Annotated in this window: 11 protein-coding genes and 1 pseudogene; 1 reads left to right on the forward strand and 11 read right to left on the reverse strand. The window is 63.7% G+C overall.

Annotation, left to right across the window (positions count from 1 at the left end; all coding sequences use genetic code 11):
- Positions 1-330: 330 nt before the first annotated feature.
- The 6 genes from CKW25_RS19695 to CKW25_RS19720 form a co-directional block, all read right to left on the reverse strand.
- The gene (locus CKW25_RS19695; RefSeq protein ID WP_095081731.1) at positions 331-1,704 is read right to left on the reverse strand and encodes a DUF1329 domain-containing protein; all 1,374 of its coding nucleotides are present in this window, start codon (positions 1,702-1,704) and stop codon (positions 331-333) included.
- Positions 1,705-1,763: 59 nt separating this feature from the next.
- Entirely contained in the window at positions 1,764-3,734 is a 1,971-nt protein-coding gene (locus CKW25_RS19700; RefSeq protein WP_095081734.1) for a DUF1302 domain-containing protein, read from the reverse strand.
- Positions 3,735-3,798: 64 nt separating this feature from the next.
- Entirely contained in the window at positions 3,799-5,112 is a 1,314-nt protein-coding gene (locus CKW25_RS19705) for a phospholipase (RefSeq protein ID WP_095081736.1), read from the reverse strand.
- Positions 5,113-5,483: 371 nt separating this feature from the next.
- Complete coding sequence (locus CKW25_RS19710; RefSeq protein WP_095081738.1) at positions 5,484-7,049, reverse strand: FGGY-family carbohydrate kinase; 1,566 nt, start codon at positions 7,047-7,049, stop codon at positions 5,484-5,486.
- Between the two features lie 21 nt (positions 7,050-7,070).
- The gene (locus tag CKW25_RS19715) at positions 7,071-8,666 is read right to left on the reverse strand and encodes a glycerol-3-phosphate dehydrogenase/oxidase (protein ID WP_095081740.1); all 1,596 of its coding nucleotides are present in this window, start codon (positions 8,664-8,666) and stop codon (positions 7,071-7,073) included.
- A gap of 5 nt (positions 8,667-8,671) precedes the next feature.
- Positions 8,672-10,267 carry an FAD-binding oxidoreductase gene (locus CKW25_RS19720; protein ID WP_095081742.1) on the reverse strand — a complete coding sequence of 532 codons (1,596 nt, stop codon included), beginning with the start codon at positions 10,265-10,267 and terminating at the stop codon, positions 8,672-8,674.
- Positions 10,268-10,479: 212 nt separating this feature from the next.
- Between CKW25_RS19720 and CKW25_RS19725 the strand changes: the two genes are divergently transcribed.
- Positions 10,480-11,508: an AraC family transcriptional regulator gene (locus CKW25_RS19725; protein WP_095081743.1), complete on the forward strand. Its 1,029-nt coding sequence runs from the start codon at positions 10,480-10,482 to the stop codon at positions 11,506-11,508.
- A 3-nt stretch (positions 11,509-11,511) separates the two neighbouring features.
- Here CKW25_RS19725 and CKW25_RS19730 read toward each other — a convergent pair whose 3' ends face one another.
- From CKW25_RS19730 to CKW25_RS19750, 5 genes and pseudogenes are all read right to left on the reverse strand, one after another.
- Positions 11,512-11,880: a glyoxalase superfamily protein gene (locus tag CKW25_RS19730; RefSeq protein WP_095081745.1), complete on the reverse strand. Its 369-nt coding sequence runs from the start codon at positions 11,878-11,880 to the stop codon at positions 11,512-11,514.
- Between the two features lie 581 nt (positions 11,881-12,461).
- Positions 12,462-13,919 (reverse strand): amidohydrolase family protein, encoded by a 1,458-nt coding sequence (locus CKW25_RS19735; protein WP_095081746.1) that lies wholly within the window; start codon positions 13,917-13,919, stop codon positions 12,462-12,464.
- A gap of 1 nt (position 13,920) precedes the next feature.
- Positions 13,921-14,097 (reverse strand): annotated as a pseudogene (locus tag CKW25_RS19740) (MurR/RpiR family transcriptional regulator); the annotation flags it as partial.
- A 308-nt stretch (positions 14,098-14,405) separates the two neighbouring features.
- A complete protein-coding gene (gene ggt / locus CKW25_RS19745) occupies positions 14,406-16,073 on the reverse strand; it encodes a gamma-glutamyltransferase (RefSeq protein WP_095081748.1) in 1,668 nt (555 codons plus the stop codon).
- A 197-nt stretch (positions 16,074-16,270) separates the two neighbouring features.
- Entirely contained in the window at positions 16,271-17,182 is a 912-nt protein-coding gene (locus CKW25_RS19750) for a LysR family transcriptional regulator (RefSeq protein ID WP_095081750.1), read from the reverse strand.
- Positions 17,183-17,266 lie beyond the last annotated feature (84 nt).

The raw sequence follows: 17,266 nt of genomic DNA on the forward strand, positions 1-17,266 counted from the left end.
TGGTGCGCGAAGCGCGCCCAACAAGACGATTGCAGTCTTTCAGATAACACCCGGTGAGCGGTTTTGGGGCTGCTGCGCAGCCCAGCGCGAGCAAGCTCGCTCGCCACAGGGTATTCCGCAGTCCGCCATTGACGAGCGCAGCCATGTGATCAGACTGTTGCTCCCACAAAGGGTGTGCACGCACTCACGCCGCTCAATCAAGCGTGAACGCTGTCTCCGTGGCGAGTAAGCTCGCTCGTCACAGCATTTACGCTCGGTGTTCCCACGCCTTGACGCGAGCAACCGGTCGATGCCCGATTGCTCACGATGAACTCAAGCACACCCCGTCTCTTACCGCGTCCCGCGTTGACGCAAGGCCGACGGCATGAAATACGCGTCCTCTGGCACCGGCTGGGCGAAGTCCACGGTTTGCGTCTCTTCGTTATCCAGGTTCTGTACGTAGTAACGCCGCGCCTGCAGGTCGTGGAACACGTCCATTGCGCTCCAGGTCGTCGGCAGGTCGTAGAAGTTCTTCAGGTAGCCCATCGACACCCGCCACAGCTCCCCTCGCCCGTCGTACTGGTCCACCACCGCGGCGCCCCAGCTGTCTTCGTCGAGAAACAGCACGCGCTTGGAGTAGATGTGTCGCGAGCCCGGCTTGAGCGTGCCTTCCACCACCCAGACCCGGTGCAACTCATAACGGGTGTACTGCGGGTTGAGGTGCCCCGGCTTGAGCAAGTCCGCGTACTTCACCTCGGGACTGCCGACCTTGTAGTTGTTGTAGGGAATGTAGACCTCTTTCTTGCCGACCAGCTTCCAGTCGTAACGGTCCGGCGAGCCGTTGAACAGGTCGGTATCGTCCGCCGTGCGCAGGCCGTCCGACGACGCGATCGGGGTGTCATACGCCAGGTTCGGCGCACGGCGCACGCGGCGCTGGCCGGCGTCGTAGACCCAGGCCTGACGCGGGTCCTTGAGCTGGTCCAGGGTCTCGTGCACCAACGCCGCGCCGCCCGCCAGGCGGGCCGGGCTCTTCACGAAGGCCAGGTAGTAGAACAGGATGTTCTTCAGGTCCGCGTACTGCCCGCCCGGACGGTAGTAGGTGAACATCCCCTCCTGCTGCGAGGTCACCAGGGCGAAGCTGCCGTTACGTTGTACCGGCGCTTCGGACGCGCGGCGGACCACGTAGATCCCGCGATAGCGGGTGATGTGGTTCCACAGCGCCTCGACACCGTCCTTCGGCACCGGGAACGGCACGCCACCATAGGCATCGGAAAAGCCGTTGCCGCCGTCAAGCAGCTTGGCGCTGGTGGCGTTCTTGAAGGTGTTGTCATACAGCCACTGCGGCGCGGAACCCGAGCGGCGACTGGTGTACACCGGCATCTGGAAAGTGTCGGGGTAACTGTTGAACAGCGCGATCTGGCCCGCACTGAGCTGAGCCTTGTACTGCTCGAGGTTGGCCTTGGTGATGGTGAACAACGGCTTGTCGCCCGGGAACGGGTCCAGGTGATGCTGGCCTGGGGTATAGCCCTTGGGGGCCTGGGTAATGCCGCCGTCCCAGGCCGGAATGGTGCCGGCCGCATTACCGCCACGCTCGGCGCCCAGCGGCGTCAACGCGGACTTGAGTTGTTGGGCTTGCTGAGGGGACAGGGCAGCCAGCGCGCTGCCAGCCGCCAGGCTCAGGACCAGGGCCAACGTGGTCTTGATCAGTCGCGGTGTGTGAAGCATGGACATTCTCCGAAATAAAGGCAGGGCGGCATCGCCCGCAAGCCAAGGGGCCTGAACACTCACAGGAAGTACTTGAGGTTGAAGCCAACGTTGTCACGGTCGCGAATACCGTTGTTCTGGCCACCGCCGTAGAACTCGGTGTACTGCAGTTCGGCCTCCAGCTTGTTCTGGTAGTTGGCCTTGACCCCCAGGGTGTAGGCCTTGCGCCCCTCGATGGTGTTGCCCGCCTGATAGCTGTTGCCCTTGAAGTCATCCTTGTAGACGACATAAGGCGAGACGTTGACCCCGGCATACACGTCGTTCCAGGTGCCGTTGAACATCGCGGTGTAGCTGTAGGAGTTACGGTTGACCTGGTCAGCACGATCCCCGCCGGACACATAGGAATAGTTGCCGGTCCCAGCGTAATAGCGCGTGCTGCCATCAAAGGCGGTGTACTGCAGGTCGCTGCCGCGCAAATGTTCGGAAGCCAGTTCGAACACGCCGAACAGGGAGTCGAAGGACAGGTTCGGGCCAAAGTTGTAGATACTGCCCAGGGAGGTGTTGAACGATTCCACCCGCTCACCGTTGTTGATCTGGCTGTCGAGCTGGACCATCTGTCCGCCGATGTTGATGGTCTGGCCGGCCGCCGCCGCAGCGGCGCCATTGGCCAGGTCGCCGATCAGGTCGTTGGTGGCCGCGACGCCGATGGGCAAGTTGGGCCGATAGGCCACTTCGCCAAACACCGACGCCTGGCCCAGGGTGGTGTTGAAGCTGAAGCCGTACATGCGAATGTCTTCGGCGTAGCGCCGATGCGCCTGAATGCTGCCCAGCACGTCCACGGTGGCCAGGCCGTTGGCCAGTTCCCCGGCCTGGCTGCCGGCCACCCCGGCCAACAGATTGGTCAGGGCATCCATGTCGATACCCTGGTAACCGCCCAGGTCAGCAGAGATCGTCGGCTCCTTGGCGTGGTAGTTGACCAGGTACACGCCGAATTCGGTGCTGTTGAGCTCCTCGGCGATGTAGCGAAAGGCGAAGCCGAACTGACCATCGTTGCGGGCGTTGTAGTCCTTGCCCACGGAAGCCACTTTGAGGGTATTGCCGAACGCCGGCGTCACGCCGTTGGCGTACAGGCCGGTGGTCCCCAGCACCTGGCTCAATACCGGGTTGTTGCCCAGCGCGCTGTACAGATCGATCACGTTGCCGAAGCCGGGCACCGGCGTATCCAGCGCGGTGCCGGTGAAGTTGTTGTAGGCGGTGTTGCCGCCGTCGGCGAACAGATCGGTCTGGGAGTAGAAGGTGCCGACCGGGTCGATGCGGGTTTCCTTCCAGTTCGTCTGGTAGAAACTTTCCATCGTCAGGTTGTCGCTCAAGCCGATGTTGAAGCTGACTGCCTCTACCGGCATCAGCACTTCCTTGACCTCGGCCCCCGGCAACCGATACTTGGCCGCGTCCACCGGGTTGGTGGTGTTGACCCCGCCGCGATAGAAAATCCCCTCGCCCCAGTTGAACACCTGGCGCCCCAGGCGTGCCGTCACCGGCATCGCGGCCACGTCCCAATTGCCATAGATATAGGCGTCGAGCATCTCTACCCGGCTGCCGGCGATGTCACGGGTCTGATCGGTGAAGTGGTCGTCGTTGGGGTAGCTCTGGCTCGGTTGCGAGGGGCTGTTGTTGCGGTAGTAATCGTTGCGCTTGTCCATCAGTTGGGTGTCATAGAACGCGGTGCCGCGCATGAACATCCCGTAGTTCTGATAGTTGGCCTCCAGCTCCGAGGTGATCTTGTACACCTCGGAAACCAGCCCGGTATCGAAGTTGCGATTACCGTCGTTGGTGTTGACGTCATCGTTGCTCTTGTCCCGGCCCTGCACCCGCCACAGGCGGCCATAGGACAAGGTGCTGTCGAACGAACCGGTCACCTCTTTGTCCAGCAGGCTGAACTCCATGGCCTGCACGCCATCGACGACGCACACTTGCAGCAGCCCTGCCAACCCTATCCCCGCCGACAGCGTGCCCGGCACCTTCGCGCTGGACAGGCGTGATCGAATGCTCATTGTGTGTTCCTCCCTTCCCTGCTGATCTTGTTGTTTTTGTGTCCGCGCGCCCTCGCCCGATGGCTCAAGGTGCAGCGGTATCGCTCTGGGCCGGGGCCAGGCCAGCACCGACATAGATCCGGCTATGAGCCCCGAAATGCCCCAGCAGTTGGAACAGTTGCTGATTGAGTGCCGGGTGGTCGAACGCTTCGGGCTGCAACTGGTTGCCGGTGCTGAAGCTCAGGGTGGCCGGGGTTGCGCTCAGCCATTGCCCGATCGCAGCATCAAACTCAGCGGCCTGGGCGACGGACTGGGCGCTGACGACCTCGCGCAGGTAGTCCACCGAATACGGCGGGTAAGTGGCGTCTTCGCGGGTGTCGACGTAGGCGCTGAGCATCGGGTGCGCCTGGCCTGCGCGCAGCAGGCGGTGGAGCCAGGCGAACTGGTACTTCTCCACCTCGGTGTGCCGGGTGGCGACCCGCTCGATGGCCTCGTGCTTGTCGCTGTCATAGCCGGCCAGGGCCTTGGCCTCCATCAACAGCATGCTGTCGAGCTCGACACCCGGCAGCGGTTTGGCGTGATACGGCTGGGTCAGGTCCTGAACGTAGTGCAGGCCCCAACCGAGAAAGCGATAGCCCCAGTAGGCATGCCCCGTGGCGAAGGCCAGGCGCGACAAGCTCAGGTATTGGTAGGCTCGCCAGTCCGGCCAACTGCGCTGCAGAAATCCGGCGGCGGCGTACACCACCGGGCTCTCATGGAAAAAGCCCATGTGGAACGGCGCCTGGGAGCTGTACTGGAAACGCGGATCGCCAAAAGGCTGCGGGCCGAAGCCGTATAGCGCGGCCACGTCACCTGGGTTGTCACTGAACAGGTTGATGTCGTGACCGTAGTCCGGTTCGTCGGCGGCGCTGGCGAGCACCGCCACGGGCGATACCTGTTCCCCGGCCGTCAGGCGGATGAAACGCTGCTGGTTCCAGGGCGAGCGGGTTTGCTCGACCATTACTTGCTCGGCCTTCAGTTGCTCACCCGCCACCGGGGTTTGCCCCGGCATCGGCTGGATCACCATGGCCAGGTGGATCTGCGGATTGACCCGCAAGGCGCTGAGAAATGCCTGTCGCAGATTGTCCCCGGGCACGGGCGGCAACTTGAGGTTGTCCGGGCGCGGCGGATATTCGGGAAAGTGCTGCCGGGCGAAGCGCTCCTGCTCCTCCAATAGTTCGCTCACGCCTGCGTACTGCTGGGCGAGAAACTGCTCCAGCGGTTCGACCTCGACCGGCGGTGCGTCGCGCAAGACGGCCAGGTCCTGCAGCGCCAGGTAGCTGCCCACTGTATGGTTGGACCAGCCCCAGGCCGTGGGGGCAGCCGCGCCGAGCAGCAGCAGGAGAAACGTCAGCTTCATGGGCTTTTTGATCTTATTGGATGAGCACAGGGACTGAGCCTAACAACCGCCCCAGGCCATGGCACTGTCCAATCTCGCCAAAAAAACTCTCCGATAGCGCCACGGCAGACAGGCAAAAAGCGCCAGCCAGAGCGCCATGCTGTTCAATTCAGAAACGCTTGAAGCGAGTGCGAGGCCCGTGGCGAGCGAGCTTGCTCGCGCTGGTGCGCGAAGCGCGCCCAACAAAGCGACTGCGGTCTTTCAGAACGAACTCGGCGATCGTTTTTGGGGCTGCTGTGCAGCCCAGCGCGAGCAAGCTCGCTCGCCACGGGGGATGTATCGAGCAACCCTATCCTTGACTGAACAGCTCGCTAACGCCCGTGAAACCGTCTTCAGGCCGGGTAGCCGGTGATCTGCCGGATGCTTTGGTACAAGGGCTTGAGCTGACGGTACATGCGCAGGTACACCTCGTTGTACAACCGCTGATAGATCTGCTGCGCCTCGGGCCTGGGCATGAACACCTCGCCGACCCGGGTCATGCCGGCAATGGCCGAGGGGAAGTCCGGATACAACCCAAGCCCCACCGCACAGGCAATCGCAGCCCCCAGGCCGGAGGCTTCGTAGACATGGGGGCGCTCCGCCGGCAGGCCAAAAATGTCTGCGGTCAGTTGCATCGCCGCATCGCTCTGGGAGCCGCCACCGGCCACCCGCAAGCGCTCGATGGTGACGTTCGTGCGCTTCTCGATGCGCTCCTTGCCCTGGCGCAAGGCATAGGCCAGCCCCTCGAGGATCGCCCGATAGATGTGCGCCCGGGTGTGCACGTCGCCAAAGCCGATCATCGCCCCCTTGGCTTCCACACCCGGCTCACGGATACCCGGCGACCAGTACGGCTGCAGCATCAGGCCCATGGAGCCCGGTGGCACCGCATTGACCAGCGCATCGAACAGTTGCTCCGGCTCCACGCCCTGTTCCTTGGCCTGCTGCATTTCCCGCAGGCCAAACTCGTTCTTGAACCAGCTGACCATCCAGTAGCCGCGATAAATCATTACCTCGCAGTGGTAGTGATCCGGCATCGCCGCCGGGTAAGGCGGGATCAGCGGGATGATTTCCCGGTAGCGCGAACGGGTAGTGGTGATCGTCGCGGTGGTGCCATACGACAGGCACACCGTTTTCTCGTCGAGCACACCGGCGCCCAGCACTTCGCAGGCCTTGTCGGCACCGGCGGCGATCAGTGGCAAGCCCTCGGGAATGCCGGTATGCCGACTGGCCTCGGCGCTGATGTGGCCCAGGGTTTCACCGGGTTTGTACAGACCCGGCAGTTGCTCGGGGCGCACCGCCAGCGCCTGCCATTTCCAGTCGGCGGGCGCGGCCCAGCGCAGACGCTTGAAGTCGAACGGCAGGTAGCCCACGCAGCAGCCCACCGAGTCGACAAAACGCCCGCACAGGCGGTGAGTGAGAAACCCCGAAAGCAGCAGGAATTTGTCGGTGGCCGCCCACACCTCGGGTTGGTGGCGAGCGACCCAGTTGGCCTCGGCCTGGGCGCGAAAATAGTCCACGGTGGCTTGCGCGCCGACCAGCTTGAACAGCCAGCCCCAGGGTCCCTTGATCCCGCCTTCGACCTCGGTCTGGCGCTGGTCGAGCCACAGAATCGCCGGTCGCAAGGCCTTGCCCTGGGCATCGACGTTGATCAGGGTGCCGCGCTGGGTGGTCAGGGACACACCGCCAATCTGCTGGCGATCGATACCGGTCTGCTGCCACAACTGCTGGCAGGCCTCCCCCAGTTTGGCCCAGTAATAGTCCGGGTCCTGCTCGGCCCAGCCGGGCTGGGTCGAGTAATAGGCCTGCAACTCGACCTTGCCTTTGCCCAGCAGATTGCCCTGCAGGTCGAACAGCAAGGCGCGTACGCTTTGGGTGCCATTGTCGATTGCCAACAGGTAGCGCTTGTTCTGGTTATCCATGGAGCTCTCTTCAATGGGCATTCAGTGCGTGGCATCCGGCAAACCATGATGGCGTTGCCACAACGCCCGGTAACGCTGTTCTTCCTCTTGCCAACGCTCGTCATCCCAGCCCAGCCGGGGCTGGCACAGACGACGAATGGCCGGCAGCTCATCCGCCGCGCCCCTGGCCAGCAACAGCCCGACTCGGGTGCGGCGCAGCAGCAGGTCATCCAGGTGCAGGACCATCTCCGCCTCGCAGGCAAAGGCCAGTTCCGCCCACAAGGTGTCACTGCCGCCCACGGTCTCGCCGCCCAGCTGTTCCAACAGCTGCGCCAACCGTGGCAGGTCGCGGCCATGGCGCCCGGCCAGGCGTCGCCACTGACGGCCACTCAGGCCAGGAATCGGCAGTGCCGGCACGGCGGCAAACACCGGCGCGCCATCATCGCTGACAGGACGGCCGAGCATGGCCGCGCAGGCCTTCAACACCTCAATGGCCTGGGGGCGAAAGGTGGTCAGTTTGCCGCCGGCCAGGGTCACGCAGCCGGGCTCCTGCCACAGCACATGCTCACGGGCTTCATCCGAGGGTTTGCCCTGCTGCTCGCCGCTGGCGCTGCCCACCACCGGGCGCACCCCCGACCAGGTCGAGAGCACATCGGCAGCTCCCACTTCGGCCGCAGGGAACTGCCGGGTGCACGCTTCCAGCAGATACTCGAGCTCCTCGCCGCTGATGCTCGCGCTCTGGTCCAGGTCCTCGCGGTGATCCAGGTCGGTGGTGCCGACCACCGTGGCGCCTTCCCAGGGGAACACAAACACCGGCCGGCGATCGCGTGGGTGCAAGAAGGTGAACGCCTGTGCCACCGGCAAGCGCCAGCCCGGCAACAGCAGATGACTGCCACGCAACGGCCGCAACTGCCGGCCAGCGCTCGCCGGGCGCAAACGCTCGGCCCAGGCGCCGGTGGCCACCGCCAGTGCGCGACAACGCACCTGCAGCGACGCCCCTCCTTCGCAATCCTCGACCTGCACCCCGCAAACCCGCCCGTCTTCGCGCAACAACTGCTGCACCCGCACACCGTTGAGCGCCAGCGCGCCATCGGCCCGGGCCTCGGCCAGCACGCGCATCACCAGGCGGGCGTCATCGGTCAGTGCATCGACAAAACAGGTCCCGCCCAGCAGATCGTCTTGCGCGACGCCCGGTGCCAGATAACGCATCTGTTGCGCGTCATAAAAGTGATGGCTACGCCGCCCGGCCAGGGCGTCATAGACCGTCAACAGCCCACCCATCACCCGGGGGCCGGGAAAGCCGCCACGGTAATGGGGCATCAGAAAACTCATGGGCTCCACCAGCCCCGGAGCTTCTTCGAGCAGGCGCTGGCGCTCGTGGACCGAGTCGCGGGTCAGGCGCCACTGGCCCTTGGCGATGTAGCGCAAGCCGCCATGGACCATTTTCGAAGAACGACTGGACGTGCCCCACGCAAAATCACGCTGCTCCAGCAGCAGGCAACGCCAGCCGCGACGCGCCGCTTCACGCAGGATCCCGGCGCCGCTGATACCGCCGCCGATGACGATCAGGTCCCAGGTTTCGTCCGCCAGCGTCGGCAACACCTGCCGTCGCCACGCCGCATTCCAGTCCAGGCTCATGGCCGTCACTCCTGCAGCAGGGTGCCAGGGTTCAGGCGCCCCGCCGGATCGAAATGCCGGCCCAGGGCCTGCAAGGTATCCATGGCCAGCGCGCCCTTTTCCCGCAACAGGTAGGGTGCGTGATCCTTGCCCACGCCATGCTGGTGACTGATGGTGCCGTGGTTATCGACGATGGTCTGGCTGGCCGCCTGCTTGAGTGCCTGCCAGCGCGCCAGCGTGGCCGGGTAGTCGGCCGCCGGACGGAACACGTAGGTGGTGTAGATACTTGAGCCTTCACCGTAGACATGGGACAGGTGGGTGAACACATGGACCCGCTCACCTTCGGCGGCCAGGCCATCGCGCAGGCTGTTTTCGATGCGGTTGAGCAGGTTGTCGACATTGCTCCAGTCGGTCGCGGTTTCCAGGGTGTCCACCACGTAGCCGGCGTTCCACAGGTTCTCGCGCAGATAGGGAAAGCGGAAGCGGTTCTGCGCCCACTTCTTGCCCAGCAGGGTACCGGTGAACACCCCGCCAAAGGCCTTCAGGTGTTGCCGGGCCTGGCTCAGGGACAGGGCATTTTGCCGCCGGTTACCGGTCACGCCAAAGGTCAGCAGGCATTTGCCCGCGCCGGCACCGCGCAGGGCCAGGTACTTCTCCAGCCAGGCAATCTGCTGCGGATGGCCCGCCAGGGCCAGCTGGGTTTCGGTTTCCACGGCGTTGGACAGGCGCAGCATCGACAGCGGCACGCGGGCCTGGGCCAACTGGCGGATGGCTTGCAGGGCACGGCTCCAGTCGGGCAGGAACACACCGTAGAAGCGTTCATCGGCCGGCAGCGGGCTGACCCGCACCTTGACCTCGGAAATGATCCCGAAACGGCCTTCGCAGCCCAACACCACTTCGCGCAAGTCTGGACCGGCCGCCGAGGCCGGGAACGTCGCGATTTCCAGTGGCCCGGCGAAGGTTTCCAGGGTTCCGCCCGCGAACAACTGCTCGATGCGCCCGTAGCGCAAGGACTGCTGGCCACTGGAGCGACTGGCCACCCAACCGCCCAGGGTCGACAACTCCCAGGACTGCGGAAAATGCCCCAGGGTGTAGCCCCGTGCGCGCAGCTGACTCTCCACCTGCGGCCCGGTGGCACCGGGGCCGAAGGTGGCCAACAGGCTCTGCTCATCGAGATCGAGCAGGCGACTCATGCGCGCCAGGGACACGGTCACCACCGGCCGTGCGGACAGCGGTGGGTTGATGTGCCCGGCCACTGAGGTGCCGCCACCATAAGGGATCAGGCACAGGTCCTGCTCCTGGGCCAGTGCCAGCAACTGACGGATCTGTTCGGCACTCTGCGGGAACGCCACCGCATCAGGATAAATGCCTGGCGCGCCTTCACGCAGGGCCAGCCAATCCGACAGGCTCTGGCCGCGGGCATGCAGCAAGCGGTCGTGGGCACCGACACTGTAGAGCGGGTGTTCGTCGAGCCGCGAAGCCGGCACCCTGGCCAAGGCCGCCTCAAGCGTGGCATCGGGCAGCGCCTGGCCGGTGCCGACCCGTGCCGCGAGAAACCCCGCCCCCTGGGCCGGCAACTCGACCACCGTGGTTGCATCCCCCCAGCCGTTCCAGCGTCGCATGCGTGTGTCCTTTTCCGGTTCTTATAGGTGACATTTCAGGCGCCTATACTAGCCAGCCGCCCGGACCTGTCACGGTCGCATCGGGCCAGTTCGAGTAGCCAATTGAGTCAACCCGCGCAGCCGGCTCAGCCATTTACTTTAGCTGTGGTTTCAAATTACCTTTCAGGGTATTCGCCCGCGCCAGCGCGTGCTTCGATCAAAGGAACCCGATCATGCAATCCCTTGGCTACACCTCGGTTCCCCCGCTGCTCAAATACGTGCGTCACGCCGAACAGCTGGGCGTGGCCATCGAGCCTGCGTTGGCGGCGGCCGGGTTGCAGGCCCGACAATTGAGCGACAACAGCCTGCGCTTGCCGGGCGAAGCCCATGAACGCTTGCTCGACTACTTCTGCGAACACTCGGGCGACCCGTTGTTCGGGCTCAATTCGGCGCGTTTTGTCCTGCCCAACTCTTGGAGCGTGCTGGGCTACATCACCATGAACTGCGCGACCCTGGGCGATGCCATGAGCCGGATCATGCCCTTCGAGAAGCTGGTGGGCGACATGGGGGTCAGCCGCGCCGAACTCCAGGGCGACCACGTGCACCTGATCTGGACCTGTCGCCATCAACGCCCACGAATCCGTCGGCACCTGGTGGAAAATGTCCTGGGGTCCTGGTTGCAATATGCGCGCTGGATTGCCGACACCCAGCTCTCACCCGCCGCGATCTGGTTCGAGCACGGCATGCCGGCGGACACCGACCTGGCGCAATACGAGCAATTCTTCGACTGCCCGGTGCTGTTCAACCAGCCGTACTCGGCGCTCATTACCCCGCTGCCCTACCTGCAGTTGCCCCTGCGCCAGGCCGATGCGCAATTGCTGCGCACCCTGGAAGAACACGCCCTGGGCTTGATGGCCACGCTGGAAGACGCGTCCCTGGAGCAGCGGGTGAAGAACATCCTGCGCCAGTTGCTCAAGGAAGGGCTGCCGCGCAAGGAACAGGTGGCCGAGCAGTTCGCCGTGTCGGTGCGCACCCTGCAACGCCAGTTGCACCAGGCCGGTACCACTTACCAGCAAATCCTCGATGACCTGCGCCAGGAACTGGCCGAGCACTACCTGCTCAACAGCGCCTTGCCGATCCAGGACATCGCCCAGTACCTGGGCTTCACCGAACCGCGTTCCTTTCACCGCACCTTCAAAAGCCGACGCGGGATGCCACCTGGCGAGTTCCGCCAGATGCACCGCGCGCCGGACGAAGCCTGAGGCTCAAACGCAGATCGCGTTGGTGAACACCAGCCGGTTGCCGAACGGATCATTGATCGTCATGTCCTGACTGCCCCAGGGCATGGTCTGGATCTCGGGATGGGCATAACGATAATCCTTGGCCAGCAACTGCTGGTGGAACGCTGGCAGCGCATCGGTCTCGATACGCAATGCCGACCCCGGCGTGGCGTCGCCATGGTGTTCGGACAAGTGCAGCACACAGTCGCCCCGCGACACCTGCAGATACACCGGGAAATTCGCCTCGAAGCGGTGCTGCCAGTCGAGGCTGAAGCCTAGAAAATCGACGTAAAATTCCAACGCCTTGACCTCGTCGAAGATCCGCAGGATGGGGGTGGTTTTTCCAAAACGCATGGCGCAGCTCCTTGGGTGAAGGGGCTCATCATATACAAGGAACGAGTCTTGATACGATCGCCAGGTCGTTCCCGCGCTCCCGCGTGGGAACAATCGACGATCGACAATCAGGTCATTGCCAAACACCACCCAGGCCGACCGGCAGGTCGCCGTGCTCTTGCTCTTGCTCTTGCTCTTGCTCTTGCTTTGGCTTTGGCTTTTGATCCACCCGCCCCTTCGGTAGGCCGAGCGCAGGCGTTCATCAGGGGAATGGCGCGCAGCGCCCCTCGACGCAGTCGAGGACATCGCATGGAGGTCGAGCGAAGCCGACCGGAGGGCGATGCCCCCTGAGGAATGCCGGAGCCGAGGGAACCCCGAGCCTTGGCGAGGGGCCGGACGCTCGGGGCGAGACCTTTGGTTACTTTGGGGCGTTTGCCAAAGTGACACGCCGTAAGGGCGGAACCATAAGTAGCCGTAACCGCAGCAACGGATATGTACACCGCACCTGCACGAGAATGGCCGGCCACCAGACCGCCTTCGCTGGCAAGCCAACGCCTACAAAAGCTCGGTGCACACACGCAGTTCAGGGTATCTACATAGCGTTAACGAAACCCCACCCGCAAATCCCCATCCCGCGCCAGAAACCGCCCCTCCCGCCGCCCATTCGCCTGACCATCGACATAACTGCGCACCCCGTTGACCCACACCCCGTCGATCCCTTCGGCCGAACGCTGCGGGTCATTGAAATCCGCCACGTCCCGCACCCGCAACGGATCGAACAACACCAGGTCAGCCCAGTACCCTTCGCGAATCTCGCCACGCGCCTTCAAGCCAAAACGCGCCGCCGACAACCCGGTCATCTTGTGCACCGCGGTGTGCAGCGGGAACAGGCCGACATCACGACTGAAATGCCCCAGCACCCGGGGAAACGCCCCCCACAAACGCGGATGGGGAAACGGGTCTTCGGGCAGGCCGTCGGAGCCGATCATCGACAGCGGATGGGCCAGAATGCGCCGCACGTCCGCCTCGTCCATGCCGTAGTAGACCGCACCGGCCGGTTGCAGGCGACGGGCCGCGTCCAGCAGCGACATGCCCCACTCGGTGGCGATATCGATCAAGTCGCGACCACTGACCTCCGGGTGCGGCGTGGACCAGGTGATGGTGATGCGGTGGGCATCGGTGACTTGCTTGAGGTCCAGGGTCGAAGAGCTCGCCGCGTAGGGATAGCAATCGCAGCCCACCGGATGGGTTTTCGCCGCCAGCTCCAGGGACGCCAACAACTGCGGGCTGCGCCCCCAGTTGCCGGCGCCGGCACATTTGAGGTGGGAAATGATCACCGGGCTCTGCGCCTGCCGGCCGATCTGGAACGCCTCGTCCATGGCCTCCAGCACCGGCTCGAACTCACTGCGCAAGTGGGTGGTGTAGACCGCGCCAAAGGCGGCCAGCTCGGCGGCCAACTGCTGCACTTCATCGGTGGATGCCGAAAAGGCGCTGGCATAGGCCAGGCCGGTGGACAGCCCCAGCGCACCGGCCTCCAGGCTCTCGCGCAGTTGCTCGCGCATCGCGCTTATTTCCTCGGGCGTGGCAGTACGGAACAGGTCGTCCAGGTGATTGCTGCGCAGTGCCGTGTGCCCTACCAATGCCGCCACATTCACCGTCGGATGGGCGGCTTCGACCGCCGCGCGGTAATCGCTGAAGCGTGGGTAAACAAAGGCCGCCGGGGTACCCAGCAGGTTCATCGGATCCGGCGGATCGCCACGCAGGCTCACCGGAGAGGCACTGATCCCGCAGTTGCCGACGATCACCGTGGTCACGCCCTGGCTAAGCTTGGGCAGCATCTGCGGCTGGCGGATCACCACCGTGTCATCGTGGGTGTGCACGTCGATGAACCCTGGCGCGAGCACCCGGCCAGCGGCGTCGATTTCCTCATCGCCACGGGCGCCCTGCAAGTCACCGATGCGCTGGATGCGCCCATCCACGATGCCGACGTCGGCGGGGTACGCGGGGCGGTTGCTGCCGTCGATGACCGAGGCGTTGCGAATCAGCGTGTGGTACTGCATGTCAGTCTCCCAGCGGCAGATGGTCATCGCCGCCACGGTAATCGTCGAGGGCCAGCTTGATCCGCCGCAGGCGCTCCTGGTTATCTTCAGGTTGCGCCAGTGCCAGTTCGGTAGCGAGCACGTCGATGGCCAGCAGCATGCCGTAGCGCGCCGCCGTCGGTTTGTAGATAAACGACGATGCCATGCGGTACTCCTCGAAAAGGGTCACGTCGATGTGTTGTGAAACTCATTAATCATTTCGAGGATGGATTTTCAAACGAGGCGAAACTGACTTTCGCACACAAGCGAGAAATGTCGCTAACAGATATGCCGTGTCGCGATTAATGAAAATAGGCGGGCGGGATTTTCATGCAAGGCGCGTTGCGATCGTTCCCACGCGCAGCAAAGGAATGCCTCTACGGACACGCTGCGTCCGCACCTGAGACGTGGAGCGTCCCGGGCGGCATTCCCACGCGGGAGCGTGGGAACGATCATGGCGGACAGGGGTTACTTCACGACTTTACCCACACCTCGGCCGCGAGGGTCGGAAGCGGTTTCCAGGGCGCTGCCGTTGACGCGGATCGCCTGGATATCGCCCATTTCCCAGCCCTGGTCTTCCAGGGTGTAGCCCATGGTTTTCAGCTCATCGGCGACCTTGCCGGTCAGGGGCGCGTAGGCGTCGTAGTAGATCGTGTCCTTGGGCAGCAACTGGTGATGGACGCGTTGCGCGGCCACGGCTTTTTCCAGCGGCAGGTTGTAGTCATACAGGTTGTTCAGCACCTGGAAGATCGAGGTGAAGATCCGCGAACCACCTGGCGTGCCGAGTACCAGCGTGACCTTGCCATCGCGGGTCACCAGGCTGGGGCTCATCGACGACAGCATGCGCTTGCCCGGAGCGATGGCGTTGGCGTCGCCACCGACCACACCAAAGGCGTTGGCCACGCCGGGCTTGGAGCTGAAGTCGTCCATTTCATCGTTGAGCAGGAAACCCGCGCCTTTGACCACGACACCGCTGCCGTAGTCCCAGTTCAGGGTGTAGGTGTTGCTCACCGCATTGCCGTCGGCATCAACGATGGAGAAGTGCGTGGTCTGGTGCGGCTCCAGGCCCGGACGGACTTTCTCGGTCGGCGAAATGGCGTTCGGGTTGACCTCGGCTGCGCGTTTTTTCAGATACGCCGGATCGGTGAGTTGCTTGACCGGCACATCGGAAAACGCCGGGTCGCCAAGGTAGTCGGCACGGTCGGCGAACACGCGTTTTTCGATTTCCGCGAGCAGGTGAATGTACTTCGCCGAGTTCAGTTCGACGCCCTTGAAGTCGGCGGCGCGGTCTTCCTTGATCGCGATCAGTTGCGCCAGGGCGAGACCGCCGGAGCTCGGTGGCGGTGCGGTGTACAGGGTATTGCCGCGCCAGTTGACCGTCAGCGGTTCACGCCAGTTGACCTTGTAGTCGTGCAGGTCCTGCTTGCTGATCAGGCCCTTGTCGGCCTTCATCTGCGCGACCAGCAGGTCGGCGGTCTTGCCTTGATAAAACTCGCTGGCGCCCTTGTCGGCAATCCGCTCCAGAGTCTCGGCCAGCTCGGGTTGGCGGAAGGTTTCACCGGGTTTCATGCGGCCAAAATAATCGGCGAAGTTGGTCGTGCCGTTGAACAGTTTCAGCGCATCTTCGCGGTACTGGTACTGTTTGTCCGCGACTTTGAAGCCGGTCTTGGCGTAGCCGATGGCCGGGGTAATCAGCTCGCTCCAGGGCAGCTTGCCGAACTTCTTGTGGGCTTCCCACAGGCCCATCACCGTACCCGGTACGCCGGCAGCGCGAGCGCCGACCAGGCTGAGGTTCTCGATGACCTCGCCCTTCTCGTTCAGGTACATGTCGCTGGTCGCGGCTTTGGGCGCCGTTTCGCGGTAGTCGAGGAAGTACGGCTTGCCGTCGATGAACAGGGTCATGAAACCACCGCCACCAATGTTCCCCGCTTCCGGGTAGGTCACCGCCAGGGTGAACGCGGTGGCCACCGCGGCGTCGACGGCGTTGCCGCCCTTCTTTAGCACTTGCGCCGCGACATCGGCGCCGTACTGGTTCGGTGCAGCCACGGCACCGCCTTCCAGCATTGCAGCAAACGACGACGAACTGGCGGCAATCGCCGCCGCCAGGGCCAGGGTCTTGAACAACACAACACGCATGGAATCCATCCTTTCTTGTTATAGAGGCAGGAGGAACCTTAGGCGTTGTAACAAGGTTTGAGCAAGTCCACTTTGTGCTGAATTCACACCACCACCGAAGCCTGCTACGGGGCCCGGCGCGACAATCCAACTGCGAGCTGATCCCTGCTGAAAAAGGCTTCGCTCTACCTCATTCACGCTTGCGCGAAGGTCATGCGTCAGCCTTCGAACACTTCACTCGCATAAGCGGCCAGCTTGCCCTGGATGAAGTCGAGGAAGCACTGAATCCGCAGGGCCAGTTGCGAGTTGCGGTAGTACACCGCATTGATTGGCTGGCGATAGCCGCTGTTGGCTTGGGCCAGCACCGGCTTGAGGCGTCCGGCCTTGATGTCTTCGATCGTCATGAAGTGCGACAGGCACGCAATGCCCTGCCCCTCCAGCGCCAGATGACGCAAGGTTTCGCCACTGGAGGCGCTGATGCCCGGTTGAATCTGCCAGCGGTCACCGTGCGCGTGGCGCAGCGGCCAGTGGTTGAGGGTTTCGGTCTGGGTGAAGCCCAGCAACCGGTGCCCGGCCAGCTGTGCAACGCTGGTCGGGGTGCCGTGCTTTTCCAGATAGGCCGGGCTGGCCAGGATGTGCAACGGACTGCATCCCAGCGAGCGCGCATGCAGGGTCGAATCCGCCAGGGCACCGATGCGGATCGCGATGTCGGTGCTCTGCTCCAGCAGGTCGATGATCAGGTCGTTGCTGTTGAGCTCCAGTTGGATGTCCGGATACAAGCGGCAGAACTCATCGATGTAGGGCACGATGGCATGCAGCATGAAGGGTGACGCGGCGTTGATCCGCAGCCGCCCCGACGGCGTCTGGTGCCGCGACGACAGGCGTTCTTCCAGCTCGTCCATCTGCTCGAGGATCCGCTTGGCCTGCTCGAAGAAGTACTTGCCCTCCTCGGTCAGGTCCATGCGCCGCGTGGTGCGGTTGATCAGCGTGGTGTCGAGCTTGGCCTCCAGTCGCGACAGCGTGCGGCTGACCGCCGAGGGCGTTTGCCCGACCTGCTCGGCCGCCGCGGAAATCGAACCGCACTCGATCACGCAGACAAAAATCTGCAACTCATCGGATCTGGCTTTCACGTGTGTCCTTCCTGTCGAATGGGCTCTCATCGTGGCGAGGGAGCTTGCTCCCGCTGGGCCGCAACGCGGCCCCAAAACCATTCG

Origin of the sequence: Pseudomonas sp. Irchel s3h17 (assembly GCF_900187505.1) — a bacterium.
In the GTDB taxonomy this organism is placed as follows: Bacteria; Pseudomonadota; Gammaproteobacteria; order Pseudomonadales; family Pseudomonadaceae; genus Aquipseudomonas.